This window comes from Pseudomonas sp. CBS, from assembly GCF_024734645.1.
In the GTDB taxonomy this organism is placed as follows: domain Bacteria; phylum Pseudomonadota; class Gammaproteobacteria; order Pseudomonadales; family Pseudomonadaceae; genus Aquipseudomonas.
The window spans coordinates 3,932,358-3,947,752 of record NZ_CP102929.1 but is presented as its reverse complement, the minus strand read 5'-3'; the positions used below and the strand labels follow the sequence as shown (position 1 = coordinate 3,947,752).

Genomic DNA, 15,395 nt, shown 5'->3' with positions numbered 1-15,395 from the left:
TTACGCATCGAATTTTATTTACCGACGTGCCCCCTGGCGCGTCGCTACCTTGAGATAGCCGTCTCCATGTTTGGTTCCAACGACGACAAGAAGACCCCAGCTGCGGCTGGCGAGAAAAAAGGCCTGTTCGGATGGCTGCGCAAAAAGCCGCAGGAAACCGTCGTCGAACAGCCGCAGGTTCAAGCAGAACCGATCCCTGAATCCCCAGTAGAAGCCGAACCGGTTGCCGAAACTCCGGCCCCGGTGGTGTTGCCGATGGCTGAACCGGTGTTGCAGCCGGTAGCCGAGGTAGAGCCTGAACCCGAGCACACGCCATGGCCGGAGTTGCCGGTGGCTGAAGAGCCGGTGGCGCTGGTCGAGGATGTGCAGGCCGAGCAGGTTGCACCGCCGATTCCTGTGGTTGTCGAGCCGCCGCAGGTCATCGTCGAGGCGCCAGCGCCGGTGGTGGTCGAGCCTGTACCGGCTCCGGTGGTGGTTGCCGCTCCTGCTGTCATCGAAGTCGAAGCACCTGCCGCGCCCACCGAAACCAGCAAAACCGGCTTCTTTGCCCGCCTCAAGCAAGGCCTGAGCAAGACCAGCGCCAGTATCGGCGAAGGCATGGCCAGCCTGTTCCTCGGCAAAAAGACCATCGATGACGAGTTGCTGGAAGACATCGAAACCCGCCTGCTGACGGCCGACGTGGGCGTCGAAGCCACCGCCGTGATCATCCAGAGCCTGACCCAGAAGGTCGCGCGCAAGCAGCTGACCGACGCCGATGCGCTCTACAAGTCGCTGCAGGCCGAGCTGGCGGCCATGCTCAAGCCGGTGGAAGCACCGCTGGTCATCGATACGCAGAAAAAGCCATTTGTCATTCTGGTGGTCGGCGTCAACGGCGCCGGCAAGACCACCACCATCGGCAAGCTGGCCAAGAAGCTGCAGCTGGAAGGCAAGAAGGTCATGCTGGCCGCCGGTGACACGTTCCGTGCTGCTGCCGTGGAGCAGTTGCAGGTCTGGGGCGAGCGCAACAAGATCCCGGTCATCGCCCAGCACACCGGCGCCGATTCGGCTTCGGTGATCTTCGATGCGGTGCAGGCTGCCAAGGCCCGCAACATTGATGTGCTGATCGCCGATACCGCCGGTCGCCTGCACACCAAAGACAACCTGATGGAAGAATTGAAGAAAGTTCGCCGCGTGATCGGCAAGCTCGACGCCGACGCGCCCCACGAGGTGTTGTTGGTGCTGGACGCCGGTACTGGCCAGAACGCTATCAGCCAGGCCAAACAATTCCACCAGACGGTCCAACTGACCGGCCTGGCATTGACTAAGCTCGACGGCACGGCCAAAGGCGGCGTGATCTTCGCCCTGGCCAAGCAGTTCGGGTTGCCGATTCGTTATATCGGCGTCGGTGAAGGCATCGACGACCTGCGCACTTTTGAAGCCGAACCCTTTGTACAGGCACTGTTTGCCGAGCGGGAGCGTTCATGATTCGTTTCGAACAGGTCGGTAAACGCTACGCCAACGGGCATGTCGGCTTGCATGAGCTGAGTTTCCGGGTGCGCCGCGGCGAATTCTTGTTTGTGACCGGCCATTCGGGTGCCGGTAAAAGTACCTTGCTGCGCCTGCTGCTGGCCATGGAGCGTCCAACCACCGGCAAGCTGCTGCTGGCGGGCCAGGACCTGGCGACCATCAGCAACGCACAGATTCCATTCCTGCGCCGGCAGATCGGCGTGGTGTTCCAGAATCACCAGTTGCTGTTCGACCGCACGGTGTTCAACAACATTGCTTTGCCGTTGCAGATTCTCGGGCTGTCCAAGGCCGAAATCATCAAGCGCGTGGATTCGGCCCTGGAGCGTGTCGCGCTCTCGGACAAGACCGACCTCTACCCGGGCGACCTGTCCACCGGCCAGCAACAGCGCGTCGGCATCGCCCGCGCCATTGTGCATCGCCCGGCCTTGCTGCTGGCGGACGAACCTACCGGTAACCTCGACCCGCGCCTGGCGGCAGAAATCATGGGCGTGTTCGAAGACATCAACCGCCTGGGCACCAGCGTGCTGATCGCCAGTCACGACCTGGCGCTGATCGCCCGCATGCGTCACCGCATGTTGACCCTGCAACGCGGCCGCCTGATTGGTGACGGGGAGGCTGGGGTATGAGTGCAACACGCAGCCCTAAGGTTTCCGAGCGCGTCGCGCCAAAGGCGGCCGACCCGCAGCCACAGAAGAAAAAACGCGACGAAGACGATGGCCCGGATTTCGGCACCCTGGTGCATGCCTGGATCGAAAGCCACCGCGCCAGCCTGGTAGACAGCCTGCGCCGCCTGGGCAAACAGCCGATTGGCAGCTTCTTCACCTGCCTGGTGATGGCCGTGGCCTTGAGCCTGCCGATGGGGTTGTCGCTGCTGCTCAATAATGTCGAGCGCCTTGGCGGCTCATGGCAGCGGGCGGCGCAGATTTCGCTGTACCTGAACCTGGATGCCAGCACCAAAGACGGCGAGTCCCTGCGCGACGAGATCAAAGAGCTTCCAGGTGTGGCCGAGGCTGAATACATCAGCCGCGACCAGGCCCTGGAAGAGTTCCAGCAACAGTCCGGCCTGGGTGAGGCGCTCAAGGAGCTGCCGCAAAACCCGCTGCCAGGCGTGGTGCTGGTCACCCCGAACGAAGTCGACAAGACGACCCTGGAAGCCCTGCGACAAAAACTCGCAGAGCTGCCGAAGGTGCAGCAGGCCCAACTTGATCTAGTCTGGGTAGAGCGGTTGGCGGCGATTCTCAAGCTGGGCGACCGGTTTGTGTTCGGCCTGACGGTGTTGCTGGTGTCTGCATTACTTTTGGTGATAGGCAATACCATTCGTCTTCATATTGAAAACCGCCGCACCGAGATAGAAGTGATTAAACTCGTCGGCGGCACGGACAGCTATGTGCGTCGTCCTTTTCTGTACATGGGCGCGCTTTATGGCTTCGGTGCGGGGATTTTGTCCTGGGGGGTACTGGCTTTTGGCCTGAACTGGCTGAACGACGCGGTGGTGGGGCTTGCCGGCCTGTACGGCAGCGACTTTGCCCTGGCCGGCGTGCCGGCAGCCGATGGTCTGTCATTGTTGCTTGGGGCAGTGCTCTTGGGGTATATCGGTGCGTGGATTGCGGTCGCACGGCATTTACGTGAGCTGGCACCGAAGTAGTTAATGTCAGGGTAATGTGGTTTCGTTTGTATTGACCGTATCAGTGGTTTAGGGAACTTGTCCTACGGTTCCCGGTCAATTTTCGCAGTGCTGAACTGCACGAGTTATGTGAGTCGGAGGTTTTTTCGTATGACCACTTCTTTGCAACCTGCTTATGCTCTGGTCCCGGGTGCGAACCTGGAGGCCTATGTGCACACGGTCAACAGCATTCCATTGCTGACGCCCGAGCAGGAGCGTGAACTGGCCGAGAGTCTCTACTATGAGCAGGATTTGGGGGCGGCTCGGCAGATGGTGCTCGCCCACCTGCGTTTTGTCGTACATATCGCCCGTAGCTATTCCGGCTACGGCCTGGCCCAGGCTGACCTGATTCAGGAAGGCAACGTTGGCCTGATGAAAGCTGTAAAGCGCTTCAACCCGGAAATGGGTGTGCGCCTGGTGTCGTTTGCTGTGCACTGGATCAAGGCGGAAATTCACGAATTCATCCTGCGCAACTGGCGCATCGTGAAAGTCGCGACCACCAAGGCCCAGCGCAAACTGTTCTTCAACCTGCGCAGCCAGAAGAAACGCCTGGCGTGGCTGAACAACGAAGAAGTGCATCGCGTGGCCGAAAGCCTTGGCGTTGAGCCACGTGAAGTGCGCGAGATGGAAAGTCGCCTGACCGGCCATGACATGGCCTTCGACCCGGCCGCTGAAGCGGACGACGACAGCGCCTTCCAATCGCCGGCCAACTACCTGGAAGACCACCGGTACGACCCGGCGCGTCAACTGGAAGACGCTGACTGGAGCGACAACTCCAACCACAACCTGCATGAAGCGCTGGAAGTGCTGGACGACCGCAGCCGTGACATTCTCTACCAACGCTGGCTGGCAGAAGAAAAAGCCACGCTGCACGACCTGGCGCAGAAGTACAACGTGTCGGCCGAGCGGATTCGTCAGCTCGAGAAGAGTGCGATGAACAAGCTGAAACTGTCGATCGCCGCCTAAACGGCAGCGAAGTGACAAAAAAATGCCCCGATCGAGAGATCGGGGCATTTTTGTTTGCGCAAGGTCCGGCCATTAGCGCTACCCGTCCTCCCGTCTCCCCGTCCCCCCCGTAGCAGCTGTCGAGCCTTAGCGAGGCTGCGTGGGCCGCGCCGCAGTCTTCAACACCGCGTCGCGCCTGACGCAGCCTCGCTAAGGCTCGACAGCTGCTACGGGGGAGTAGCGGCGGCCGGAGTGACGGGTTAGTCAGCCCAGGGCGCTTTGCGCGAGTTATTGAGCTCATTCAAATAGCTGTCGCCACCCAACTGACTCATCTGCTGCCGAATCCACGCCGCCCGTCGCGCCACATACGATGTTGGATGGCTGGCGCTCCACACCCGTGGGTTAGGCAACACCGCCGCCAGGTAGCTGGCCTGCTGGCGGGTCAGCGCCTTGGCGCTCACCCCAAAGTGATGCCGCGCCGCCGCTTCTGCGCCGAACACGCCTTCATCCCATTCCACGCTGTTGAGGTACACCTCAAGAATTCGCTGCTTGGGCCAGAGAATCTCGATCAGCCCGGTAAACCAGGCTTCCAGGCCCTTACGGAAATAGCTGCGGCCGGTCCACAAAAACAGATTCTTCGACACCTGCTGGCTCAAGGTGCTGGCGCCGCGAATCGAGCCGCCGCGCTCGTTATGCAGCAACGCCGCCTGGATCGCGTCGAAATCAAAACCCCAATGCTGCGGGAAGCGCTGGTCTTCGCCCGCCATCACCGCCACTTTAAGCTCGTCGGAGATCTGATCCCACGGCACCCAGGTGCGCTGTACGTCAATTGGCTCGCCGTCGACCCAGGATTCGACCTTGCGCTCAACCATCAGCGCAGTTCCCGGTGGCGGCACGAAACGGAACAGCAGCACCAGCAGCACGCTGCCGATGGCAAACCACTTGAGGACTTTGAGAAAACGCTTGAAGAGGAGACGCAGCATAGAGATGGCTTGGCCGAACCCGTTGAGCGGGCCATTATACAGACCCTGCCCACTGAGTCTGATTGGAGTTCCTCATGTTGCGTGGCTTTCTGATGCTGGCTGCCTTTTTCGGTTTCACCGGCGTTGCCCTAGGCGCGTTTGCCGCCCACGGCCTGAAAAACCGCCTGAGCGCCGAGTACCTGGCGATTTTCCACACCGGCGTGACCTACCAACTGGTGCACACCCTGGCGCTGTTCGGCGTGGCATTGCTGGCGGTGCACATTCCCGGTCGACTGGTCACCTGGGCGGGCATCTCGTTCACCATCGGCATCCTGCTGTTCTCCGGCAGCCTGTATGTGCTGACCATGACCGGCATCAGCAAGCTCGGCATCATCACCCCGTTTGGTGGCCTAGCGTTCCTGCTGGGCTGGTTCTTCCTCGGTTTGGCGGCGTGGCGTCTACAGGCTGCCTGACCAAGGGGCTTGGGCCAGCAACGCCAATCACGCTAGAATGCTGGCCCCTAAAAACGATGGCGGCCCGTGGCATGCGCATTCAGTTGAACGGCGAATCCTTTGAACTGCCCGACGGTGAAACCGTTTCGGCCCTGCTAACCCGTCTGGATTTGACCGGGCGTCGCGTCGCAGTGGAGCTCAACCAGGATATCGTCCCGCGTAGCCAGCACGCCGAGACCGCGCTCACCGAAGGTGACCAGGTCGAAGTGGTCCATGCCATCGGCGGCGGGTAGCCGCCCGGCGCTCCAGAGCGCCAACCCGCATTCTGTAGAACCTCACCCCAACTCGAGGATTTCCCATGAGCATCGTTCGTAGCGACAAGCCTTTTGTCCTGGCCGGTCGTACCTACCAGTCCCGTTTGCTGGTCGGTACCGGTAAGTACCGCGACATGGAAGAAACCCGCCTGGCCATCGAAGCCTCGGGTGCCGAGATCGTTACTTTCGCCGTGCGCCGCACCAACCTCGGCCAGATCGAGGGCGAGCCGAACCTGCTCGAAGTGCTGTCGCCGGATCGCTACACCTTCTTGCCGAACACGGCTGGTTGCTACGATGCCATCGAAGCCGTGCGCACTTGCCGCCTGGCCCGTGAGCTGCTCGACGGCCACAACCTGGTGAAGCTGGAAGTGCTGGCCGACCAGAAAACCCTGTTCCCCAACGTGATCGAAACCCTCAAGGCCGCCGAGACCCTGGTCAAGGAAGGCTTCGACGTGATGGTCTACACCAGCGACGACCCGATCATCGCCCGCCAACTGGCCGAAATCGGCTGCATCGCCGTGATGCCGCTGGCCGGTCTGATCGGTTCCGGTTTGGGTATCTGCAATCCGTACAACCTGCAGATCATCCTCGAAGAAGCCAAGATCCCGGTGCTGGTGGATGCGGGCGTGGGCACTGCCTCTGACGCCACCATCGCCATGGAACTGGGTTGCGATGCGGTGCTGATGAACTCGGCCATCGCCCATGCCCAGCAGCCGATCATGATGGCCGAAGCCATGCAACACGCAATCGTCGCCGGCCGTCTGGCGTACCTCGCCGGGCGCATGCCGAAAAAACTTTACGCCAGCGCCTCCTCGCCGCTGGATGGTCTGATCAAGTAAGAGCCATTGATGACTGAATCAAACGAAACGCCGAACACCCTGGAAGAAGGCGACGAGTCCAAGCACCGCCGCATCAAGAGTTTTGTGATGCGCGCCGGTCGCATGACCGAAGGTCAGCAAAAGGGCCTGGAGCAGGGCACGCCGCTGTTCGTCCTGCCGCTGGTGGACGCACCGGTGGATTACGACCAGGTGTTCGGCCGCTCGGCGCCACGCTCCCTGGAAATCGGCTTCGGCATGGGCCATTCCCTGCTGGAAATGGCTGCAGCTTCGCCGGAGCAGGATTTTATCGGGGTTGAAGTCCACCGTCCGGGTGTTGGCGCGCTGCTGAACGGCGTGCTGACTCAGGGCCTGACCAACCTGCGGGTCTACGACTGCGACGCGATCGAAGTGCTCAACCGCTGCATCGCCGACAACAGCCTCGACCGCCTGATGCTGTTCTTCCCCGACCCGTGGCACAAGAGCCGTCACCACAAGCGCCGCATCGTCCAGGCTTCCTTCGCGGAGCTGGTGCGCAGCAAGCTGAAAGTGGGCGGCATCCTGCACATGGCCACCGACTGGGAGCCGTACGCCGAATACATGCTGGAAGTGATGAACGTCGCCCCCGGCTACCGCAACCTGGCGGAAGACGGCAAATGCGTCCCGCGCCCGGCTGAACGGCCGATCACCAAGTTCGAACGTCGCGGCGAGCGACTCGGGCATGGGGTTTGGGATTTGAAGTTCGAGAAAGTGGACTGATAAGTCCCAGGCTTGAAATGCAGTAAAAAATGTGGGAGCGGGCTTGCTCGCGAATGCGGTAGATCAGTCGACATTTACGCTGACTGACACACCGCATTCGCGAGCAAGCCCGCTCCCACATTTTGTTTTGTGCCGCGCTTAAGGTCAGCGGCGATCCGCCACCACCCCAATTAACACCAGCACCACCAACAACACCGGCGCCAGGCTGTAGTTGTTGAACTGGCTCAACCCGCGAACGATCCACGGCGTGGCATAGATCAGCGCAGCACCGCTGCCGATCATGCACACCAGCGCCATCAGCGGCACGCGTAGCGCGCCCGCGATGCTGCCCAGTCGTGCTTCGACCCAGCCCTTGATGTCGGCGCCAAACAGCACCAGCAGGCAGCCTACCAACGCCAGGGAGATTTCCGACAGGTTGCTACGGCTCCAGCGGGATACGGTGGCGAGCAGGTCGAGTACCAGATCCATTCGATTTCCTTAAGAGCAATCAGCTCAAAAACTTCTGCAGCAGGTCATTGAGAAAGAGTTGCCCGCGGTCGGTGGCCGCCAGGCGTGACGGTTCGACCTGCATTAAGCCACTTTGTTCTGCCTCACGACGGGCCTCATCGAGACTCGCCAGCTCAAGGCCGGTGCGCTCGGCATAAAGCCTGGCTTCGACGCCGTCGGTGAGGCGCAGGGCGTTCATCAGGAACTCGAACGGTAACTCTTCGTTGGTCAGTTCTTTCGCGCCGGCCTGGTAGTTTTTCGCCGGGTTGAGGTAGTCCTTCGGCGCCCGGGTTTTCCAGGTGCGCACGATGCGCCCATCCGGATGGCTGAGCTTGCCGTGGGCACCGGCACCGATGCCGATAAAGTCGCCAAAGCTCCAGTAGTTCAGGTTATGCCGCGCCGGCCGGCCCGGTTGGGCGTAGGCCGAGACTTCGTATTGGGCGTAACCGTGTTCGGCGAGCAGCGCCTGGCCGGCTTCCTGAATGTCCCACAGGGTGTCGTCCTCCGGCAGCACGGGCGGCTGGTTCCAGAACACGGTGTTGGGTTCCAGGGTCAGTTGATACCAGGACAGATGCGTGGGCTTGAGGGCAATGGCCTGGCGCAGGTCGCCCAGGGCGTCGTCCAGGGACTGATCGGGCAAACCGTGCATCAAGTCCAGGTTGAAGTTGTCGAACCCGGCCTGGCGCGCCATGCCGGCGGCACGCACGGCTTCGTCACCGTTGTGGATGCGGCCCAGGGCTTCGAGTTTTTCCTGCTGGAAACTCTGGATACCTATCGACAGCCGATTGATCCCCAGCTTGCGGTACGCCACGAACTTCTCTTGCTCGAAGGTACCGGGGTTGGCTTCCAGGGTGATCTCGATGTCGCTGGCAAACGGGATGCGCGCTTCCACGCCCTTGAGCAACCGGCCCAGGGCAGTGGCGCTGAACAGGCTCGGGGTGCCGCCGCCGAAAAAGATCGAACTCAGCTCACGGCCATACACCGCGTGCAGGTCCTGATCGAGGTCGGCCAGCAATGCGTCGACGTACTCTTCCTCTGGCAGCACCTTGCTGGCGGTGTGGGAGTTGAAGTCGCAATAAGGGCATTTGCGCACGCACCACGGGATGTGGATGTACAGCGCCAGGGGCGGCAGGTGAGGCAAGGCCGCCCGAGGTGTTTGCGCGCCACCGAGGATCAGTGGCTGCGCGGAGGTGTTCTGGGTCATTTCAGGCCCAGACGCTGGCGCAGCAAATCCATTGCGCGGGCGCGGTGGCTGATCTGGTTCTTGTCGGCCGGGCTCAGTTCGGCGCTGGAGACATTGCGCTCCGGCACCCAGAACAGCGGGTCGTAGCCAAAACCGTGCTCGCCGCTGGCTGCGTGCAGGATGCGCCCGTGCCACAGGCCTTCACAGAGGATCGGTAATGGATCATCGGCGTGACGGACCAGGGCCAGCACGCAGACGAACTGTGCGCCGCGCATCGCGTCGGGCACGTCCTTGAGGGCGTCGAGCAGCTTGGCGTTGTTGGCCGCGTCGCCTTTGCCGTCGGCATAACGCGCCGAGTAGATGCCCGGAGCGCCACCGAGGAAGTCCACGGCCAAGCCCGAATCGTCAGCCAGTGCCGGCAGGCCGGAAATGCGCGCGGCATTGCGGGCCTTGAGGATGGCATTCTCGACGAACGACAGGCCAGTCTCTTCCGGCTCTACCTGGCTGAACTCGCCAATCGAGCGCAATTGCACCGAGTCGCCGAGCATGGCCTGGAGTTCTTTGAGCTTGCCGGCGTTATGGCTGGCGAGTACGAGTTGTGTGAGGTTCATCATTCGGCCGGAAACAGTTCCTGGTTGAAACTGAAACCGTGGGCTTTGCCACCGGTTTCAACGTTGATGGTGAAAATCTTGGTTTCCTGCTGCGGCACCGGGTACTGGGCGACGTAAAGCGTAGAACCATTCTGGATGATCTTCTTGAACGTCAGCATCTCGCTCTTGCCGCTCAGGTCTTTGATCGTGCCGGTGACGGTGGCGTCTATCGATTCGACGCCCTTGTTCACGAACACATTGATCATGCCCAGCTCTTTGCTGCGTACGATCCCGGCTTCCTGGGCCATTTCCGGTGTCAGGAAACTGGTGGTCAGGGTGTTGTAGTGCACCGTGATATCGCCGAATTCCTTCTTGCGATTACTGTCGATAACATCCGCCGCCATAGCGCTGACGCTCAGGCACGCGGTGAGTAAAAAAGTAGCCAAACGACTCATGTTCGTCCTCCTTGAAAATGGTTAGACGGCAATCTGGTGGTCCGTCAGGCCCGGGCTGCTGACCCGGTAGATCCCGATCTCACCCAGCAGGTTGGGCCATAGCTTACTCGCCCAGCCGTGACGGTGCTGTTGATCGACGGCAAGACGGTTGATGACTTTGGCTTCGCGCTCGCTGCACAGCGCTTCGAAGTCTTCGAAGGTGCAGAAGTGGATGTTGGGCGTGTTGTACCAGGTGTAGGGCAGGAAATCCGACACTGGCATGCGGCCCTTGGTGGCCAGGTACCAGCGGCAGCGCCAGTGGCCGAAATTGGGGAAAGTAATGATGCACTGGCGGCCGACCCGCAACATTTCGTCGAGGATCCGGTCCGGGTAGTGCACGGCTTGCAGCGCTTGGGTCATGACCACGATGTCGAAGCTGTTGCTGGCAAAGTTGCCGAGGCCCTTGTCCAGGTCCTGCTCGATCACGTTGATGCCCTTGGCCACGCACTGGGCGATGTTGTCCGGGTCGTTTTCCAGGCCATAGCCGGTGACTTGCTTGTTGTCGCGCAGCCAGCTCAGCAGTTCGCCATCGCCGCAACCGAGGTCGAGCACGCGGCTGCCGGCGGGGATCCAGTCTTGGATGATTTCCAGGTCGGCTCTCATGGCGTTCTCACAGTGCTATTCGGTTCATATAATTGCTAAAGGCCTGCAAGTAACGCGGGATCGGGATCAGAAAGGCGTCGTGGCCTTGCGGTGCGTCGATCTCCAGGTAGCAGACGTCTTTCTTCGCGGCCATCAGCGCATCCACCAACTCCCGCGAGCGGGCCGGGGAGAAGCGCCAGTCCGTGGTGAACGACATCACGCAGAACTTGGCGGTGGCCGCCTCGAAGGTGCGCGCCAGGTCATCGTCGAAGTTCGCCGCCGGGTCGAAGTAGTCCAGGGCCTTGGTCATCAGCAGGTAGGTGTTGGCGTCGAAACGCCCGGAAAACTCCTCACCCTGATAACGTAGATAGCTCTCGACCTGGAACTCGACGCTGTGGAAGTCGTAGTTGAGCTTCTCGCTCTTGAGGCCACGGCCGAATTTCTCGCCCATGGAGTCATCCGACAGGTAAGTGATGTGCCCGACCATGCGCGCGAGCATCAGCCCGCGCTTGGGGATCACGCCGGCTTCCTGGAACGAACCGCCGTGGAACTCCGGGTCGGTGAGGATCGCCTGGCGCGCCACTTCGTTGAAGGCGATGTTCTGCGCCGACAGCTTGGGGGCCGAGGCGATGGCCAGGCAATGGCGCACGCGGTCCGGGTAGGTGATGGTCCATTGCAGGGCCTGCATGCCGCCCAGGCTGCCGCCGATCACGGCGGCCCATTGGGCGATGCCCAGTACGTCGGCCAGGCGCGCCTGGCTGTGCACCCAGTCTTCCACGGTCAGTACCGGGAAATCGGCGCCAAACGGTTTGCCGGTTTCCGGGTTGAGGCTGCTGGGGCCAGTGGAGCCGTTGCAGCCGCCGAGGTTGTTCAGGCTGACGACGAAGAACTTGTTGGTGTCGATCGGTTTGCCCGGGCCGATGCAGCTGTCCCACCAGCCGGGCTTGCGCTCGTCCATGCTGTGAAACCCTGCAGCGTGGTGATGGCCGGACAAGGCGTGGCAGATCAGCACGGCATTGCTGCCCGTGGCGTTCAGTTGGCCGTAGGTTTCATAGATCAGGTCGTAGGCGGGCAGCGAACGGCCGCAGGCCAGGGCCAGCGGTTCGCTGAAGTGCGCCACTTGGGGCACGACCAGTCCAACAGAATCGGGGGGAAGGCAGCTGGCATCGACCCTGCTCTCGTTTAAATGAGGCGTAAGTCTAAAGACCGCTGCACCCAGCGGCAAGCAAAGGCCGGCTGCTGGTGTTTTTAAGGCTTTTGTGGCGAGGGAGCTTGCTCCCGCTGGAGCGCGAAGCGGTCCCAGTCCGGCTGCCGCGATTTTGCAGATGCAACGCGGTCGGCCTTTTTGGGGCTGCTGCGCAGCCCAGCGGGAGCAAGCGCCCTCGCCACATTGTCGTCAGATCAGACCGAACAGTTCTTTGGGCATGAACGCGTAGAAAGCCAGGCGCGGAATCACCCAGCTTTGCAGCAGCTGAATCGCAATAAACGCGAAGATCGGCGAGATATCCAGGCCACCCAGGTTCGGTATCAGGCGACGGAACGGTGCCAGCACCGGTTCAGTGATCTGCCCCACCAACTCTGCGCCAGGGCTGCGGCTACCGGGAGCGACCCACGAGAGGATCACGCTGATGATCATCGACCAGAAAATGATCTTCAAAAACAGCGAGAAAATCCCGATCAAGGCCCACGGCAGCAACAGCAGCGTGGTGGCCTGGTAGCCGTTGAGCAACAGGATGACCGCGAACAGCAGGATCTGCAGCAGCAGCGCCAGCACCAGCGAGGACATGTCCAGGCCGAACATGCTCGGGATCACCCGGCGCAGTGGCTTGAGCAGCGGTTGCGTGGCCTTCACCACGAACTGGCACAGCGGGTTGTAGAAGTTCGCCCGCACCAGTTGCAGGATAAAACGCATCAGCACGATCAGCAGGTACAGGCTGCCCAGGGTCTGGATGATGAAAATGGCAGCGTCATTGATTCCGAGCATGTTTGATTCCTATGTGGGGGACGACTATTTGCCCAGCTGCTCGGCCATTTCGGCCGAACGATGTGCTGCGGCACCCAGTGCTTTTTCCACCAGGGCTTCAAAGCCCCCGGCCTGGAACGATTCGATTGCCGCTTGGGTAGTACCGCCCGGCGAGGTCACGCGACGGCGCAGTTCGGCGGCGTCGACATCACTGGACACGGCCATCTGCGCGGCACCCAGTGCGGTTTGCTCGGCCAATTGCTCGGCGACTTCCTGTGGCAGGCCGAGTTTCACGCCAGCGGCGGTCATGGCCTCGATCAGCAGGAAGAAATACGCCGGGCCACTGCCGGACACAGCGGTGACGGCGTCCAGTTGCTGCTCGTGTTCCAGCCACACGGCGATACCCACGGCGGACAGCAGCTCTTGTGCCTGATCACGCTGTTGGGCAGTGACTTCGGAGGTGGCGTACAAGCCGCTCACGCCCTTGCGCAGCAGCGCCGGGGTGTTGGGCATGCAACGCACAATCGGCTGGGCGCCGAGCCAGTGGGTCATGCTGGCGCAAGTGATGCCGGCGGCGATGGACACCACCAGTTGATGGGGCTTGAGGCTTGGGCGCAGGCTTTCGCACACGGCTTTCATGGCTTGTGGCTTGACCGCCAGCACCACCACGTCCACGCCTTCAATCGCTTCTGCGTTGTCGGCGAAGGTGTCGATGCCGTGCTCGGCGCTGACGCGGGAGCGCGTGTCGGCGCCCGGGTCACTGGCGCGAATCTGTTGTGCTTCCAGGCCCTTGGCCCGCAGGCCGCCGATCAGGCTGGCCGCCATGTTACCGGCGCCGATAAAGGCAATACGCGTGTTGCTCATGACAGGTCCTTATTCAGATGGAAGTCAGCCATTTCACGGCTGGCCGTAGTCGCGGGCACCAAACAGCGCGGTACCGATCCGCACCCAGGTGGCCCCTTGGGCGATGGCCGACTCAAGGTCATGGCTCATGCCCATGGAAAGTGTGTCGAGCCCCAGGTTCAGGCTCGCTTGCAGGTCGCGTACGGTTGCGAAGGCTGCGTCCTGCTCTGCGCGGTCGTCGGTTGGCTCGGGGATCGCCATCAAACCGCGCAGCTTCAGACGCGGCAGGGCGCTGATGGCTTCGGCCAGGGCGGGCAGGTCGGCGGGTGTACAGCCGGACTTGCTGGCTTCGCCACTGACGTTGACCTGAATGCAGATATTCAGCGGCGGCAGGTCAGCCGGGCGTTGCTCGGACAGGCGTTGTGCGATTTTCAGGCGGTCCACGGAATGCACCCAAGCGAAGTTCTCGGCGATCGCACGAGTCTTGTTCGATTGAATGGGGCCGATGAAGTGCCAACTCAAGGGCAGGTCGGTTAATTCGGCCTGTTTGCCCAGGGCTTCCTGCAGATAGTTCTCGCCAAATTCACGCATCCCGGCGGCATAGGCCTCGCGTATGGCTTGTGCGGGTTTGGTCTTGCTCACGGCCAACAGGTGCACGCTGTCTGCGTCGCGTTGCGAGGCTTGGGCCGCGGCTCGGATCCGCTCGGAAACCAGGCTGATGTTGTCTGCTATGGTCGACATTCAAGTTGCGCCCGTGGATATGGAGTCCGCGGCATTCTACTGGAAATGGAAAGCCCTATGGATATCACTGAACTGCTGGCTGCCGGCGTACGCCGGCGGGCCTCGGACCTGCATCTGTCGGCCGGGTTGGCGCCGATGCTGCGAGTTGATGGCGAGGTCTGGCCCCTCGATTGGCCGGTGCTGCTCCCTACGCAAGTGGCGGAGTTACTCAGCCCTTTGCTGAACAATCATCAGCAAAAGGATTTCGAAACATCTCTTGAAACGGATTTTGCCTTCGAGTTGCCCGAGGTCGCACGGTTTCGGGTAAATGTGTTCCAGCAGCACCGGGGCATGGGCGCGGTGTTTCGCACCATCCCCTCGGCGGTGCAGAGCCTGGAAAGCCTGGGGTTGGGCGAGGTGTTCCGGCGCATCGCGGACCTGCCCCGAGGGCTGGCACTGGTCACCGGGCCGACCGGTTCCGGCAAGTCCACGACCCTGGCGGCGATGATCGATTACCTCAACACCCATCGCCGCCAGCACATCCTCACCCTTGAAGACCCTATCGAATTTATCCATCAACCGAAAAGCGCCCTGATCAACCAGCGGCAGGTGCATCGCGACACCCACAGTTTCTCGGCCGCTCTGCGTTCGGCATTACGGGAGGACCCGGATGTGATCCTGGTGGGCGAATTGCGGGACCTGGAAACCATTCGGCTCGCACTGACGGCGGCGGAAACCGGGCACCTGGTGTTCGGCACATTGCACACCACGTCGGCGGCTAAAACCGTGGATCGGGTGGTGGATGTGTTTCCGGCAGGGGAAAAGGCCATGGTCCGCTCGATGCTCTCGGAGTCATTGCAGGCGGTGGTCTCTCAGGTGCTGGTGAAGAAGGTCGGCGGCGGGCGGGTGGCGGCTCACGAAATCATGCTCGGCACGCCGGCAATTCGTAACTTGATCCGCGAGGACAAGGTGGCGCAGATGTATTCGGCGATCCAGACGGGTGGGGCGTTGGGGATGACGACGCTGGACATGAGTTTGAAGGCGTTGGTCAGCCAGGGGCTGATCAGCCGGGAGCATGCGCGGGAGAAGGCGAGGGTGCCCGGGGATATTTAAGATCA

The 15,395-nt window shown here is 61.6% G+C and carries 18 protein-coding genes and 1 pseudogene; 9 read left to right on the top strand and 10 right to left on the bottom strand.

What is annotated here, in order from left to right; genetic code table 11:
* The first annotated feature begins 66 nt into the window (after positions 1-66).
* The 4 genes from ftsY (at position 67) to rpoH (ending at position 4,135) form a co-directional block, all read left to right on the top strand.
* The gene (gene ftsY, locus NVB75_RS18135) at positions 67-1,464 is read left to right on the top strand and encodes a signal recognition particle-docking protein FtsY (protein WP_258342648.1); all 1,398 of its coding nucleotides are present in this window, start codon (positions 67-69) and stop codon (positions 1,462-1,464) included.
* Positions 1,461-2,132 (top strand): cell division ATP-binding protein FtsE, encoded by a 672-nt coding sequence (ftsE, locus tag NVB75_RS18130; RefSeq protein ID WP_017476533.1) that lies wholly within the window; start codon positions 1,461-1,463, stop codon positions 2,130-2,132. The genes ftsY and ftsE overlap by 4 nt, the downstream gene beginning before the upstream one ends.
* The gene (ftsX, locus tag NVB75_RS18125) at positions 2,129-3,151 is read left to right on the top strand and encodes a permease-like cell division protein FtsX (protein ID WP_017476532.1); all 1,023 of its coding nucleotides are present in this window, start codon (positions 2,129-2,131) and stop codon (positions 3,149-3,151) included. Before ftsE ends, ftsX begins: the two co-directional genes overlap by 4 nt.
* A 129-nt stretch (positions 3,152-3,280) precedes the next feature.
* Complete coding sequence (gene rpoH / locus NVB75_RS18120; RefSeq protein ID WP_003176698.1) at positions 3,281-4,135, top strand: RNA polymerase sigma factor RpoH; 855 nt, start codon at positions 3,281-3,283, stop codon at positions 4,133-4,135.
* 239 nt (positions 4,136-4,374) lie between these two features.
* On the opposite strand, the gene mtgA is transcribed toward rpoH, so the two are convergent.
* On the bottom strand, positions 4,375-5,097 hold the full coding sequence (gene mtgA / locus NVB75_RS18115; RefSeq protein WP_063026496.1) for a monofunctional biosynthetic peptidoglycan transglycosylase: 723 nt from the start codon (positions 5,095-5,097) through the stop codon (positions 4,375-4,377).
* 74 nt (positions 5,098-5,171) lie between these two features.
* Between mtgA and NVB75_RS18110 the strand changes: the two genes are divergently transcribed.
* From NVB75_RS18110 to trmB, 4 genes are all read left to right on the top strand, one after another.
* Positions 5,172-5,549 carry a DUF423 domain-containing protein gene (locus tag NVB75_RS18110; protein ID WP_093204045.1) on the top strand — a complete coding sequence of 126 codons (378 nt, stop codon included), beginning with the start codon at positions 5,172-5,174 and terminating at the stop codon, positions 5,547-5,549.
* A 71-nt stretch (positions 5,550-5,620) separates the two neighbouring features.
* Positions 5,621-5,821 (top strand): sulfur carrier protein ThiS, encoded by a 201-nt coding sequence (thiS, locus tag NVB75_RS18105; RefSeq protein ID WP_063026500.1) that lies wholly within the window; start codon positions 5,621-5,623, stop codon positions 5,819-5,821.
* A gap of 65 nt (positions 5,822-5,886) precedes the next feature.
* Positions 5,887-6,681: a thiazole synthase gene (locus NVB75_RS18100; protein ID WP_003234615.1), complete on the top strand. Its 795-nt coding sequence runs from the start codon at positions 5,887-5,889 to the stop codon at positions 6,679-6,681.
* A gap of 9 nt (positions 6,682-6,690) precedes the next feature.
* Positions 6,691-7,416, top strand: coding sequence for a tRNA (guanosine(46)-N7)-methyltransferase TrmB (gene trmB, locus NVB75_RS18095; protein ID WP_010167706.1), 726 nt, complete (start codon positions 6,691-6,693; stop codon positions 7,414-7,416).
* A 144-nt stretch (positions 7,417-7,560) separates the two neighbouring features.
* Here trmB and NVB75_RS18090 read toward each other — a convergent pair whose 3' ends face one another.
* The 9 genes and pseudogenes from NVB75_RS18090 to NVB75_RS18050 form a co-directional block, all read right to left on the bottom strand.
* The gene (locus NVB75_RS18090) at positions 7,561-7,884 is read right to left on the bottom strand and encodes a DUF3392 domain-containing protein (protein ID WP_003213776.1); all 324 of its coding nucleotides are present in this window, start codon (positions 7,882-7,884) and stop codon (positions 7,561-7,563) included.
* 19 nt (positions 7,885-7,903) lie between these two features.
* The gene (gene hemW, locus NVB75_RS18085; protein WP_256124507.1) at positions 7,904-9,106 is read right to left on the bottom strand and encodes a radical SAM family heme chaperone HemW; all 1,203 of its coding nucleotides are present in this window, start codon (positions 9,104-9,106) and stop codon (positions 7,904-7,906) included.
* Entirely contained in the window at positions 9,103-9,699 is a 597-nt protein-coding gene (gene rdgB, locus NVB75_RS18080) for an RdgB/HAM1 family non-canonical purine NTP pyrophosphatase (RefSeq protein ID WP_008434161.1), read from the bottom strand. Before rdgB ends, hemW begins: the two co-directional genes overlap by 4 nt.
* Positions 9,696-10,130, bottom strand: a complete 435-nt coding sequence (locus NVB75_RS18075) for a DUF4426 domain-containing protein (RefSeq protein WP_258342645.1) — start codon at positions 10,128-10,130, stop codon at positions 9,696-9,698. Before NVB75_RS18075 ends, rdgB begins: the two co-directional genes overlap by 4 nt.
* A 21-nt stretch (positions 10,131-10,151) precedes the next feature.
* Entirely contained in the window at positions 10,152-10,772 is a 621-nt protein-coding gene (metW, locus tag NVB75_RS18070; protein WP_076012994.1) for a methionine biosynthesis protein MetW, read from the bottom strand.
* A 7-nt stretch (positions 10,773-10,779) separates the two neighbouring features.
* Positions 10,780-11,918 (bottom strand): annotated as a pseudogene (locus tag NVB75_RS18065) (homoserine O-acetyltransferase).
* 229 nt (positions 11,919-12,147) lie between these two features.
* Positions 12,148-12,735: a YggT family protein gene (locus tag NVB75_RS18060; protein ID WP_017476523.1), complete on the bottom strand. Its 588-nt coding sequence runs from the start codon at positions 12,733-12,735 to the stop codon at positions 12,148-12,150.
* 24 nt (positions 12,736-12,759) lie between these two features.
* On the bottom strand, positions 12,760-13,578 hold the full coding sequence (gene proC, locus NVB75_RS18055) for a pyrroline-5-carboxylate reductase (RefSeq protein WP_258342643.1): 819 nt from the start codon (positions 13,576-13,578) through the stop codon (positions 12,760-12,762).
* A 33-nt stretch (positions 13,579-13,611) separates the two neighbouring features.
* Positions 13,612-14,298 (bottom strand): YggS family pyridoxal phosphate-dependent enzyme, encoded by a 687-nt coding sequence (locus NVB75_RS18050; RefSeq protein WP_076012991.1) that lies wholly within the window; start codon positions 14,296-14,298, stop codon positions 13,612-13,614.
* A 57-nt stretch (positions 14,299-14,355) separates the two neighbouring features.
* Between NVB75_RS18050 and NVB75_RS18045 the strand changes: the two genes are divergently transcribed.
* On the top strand, positions 14,356-15,390 hold the full coding sequence (locus NVB75_RS18045) for a type IV pilus twitching motility protein PilT (protein ID WP_258342641.1): 1,035 nt from the start codon (positions 14,356-14,358) through the stop codon (positions 15,388-15,390).
* Positions 15,391-15,395: the final 5 nt, after the last annotated feature.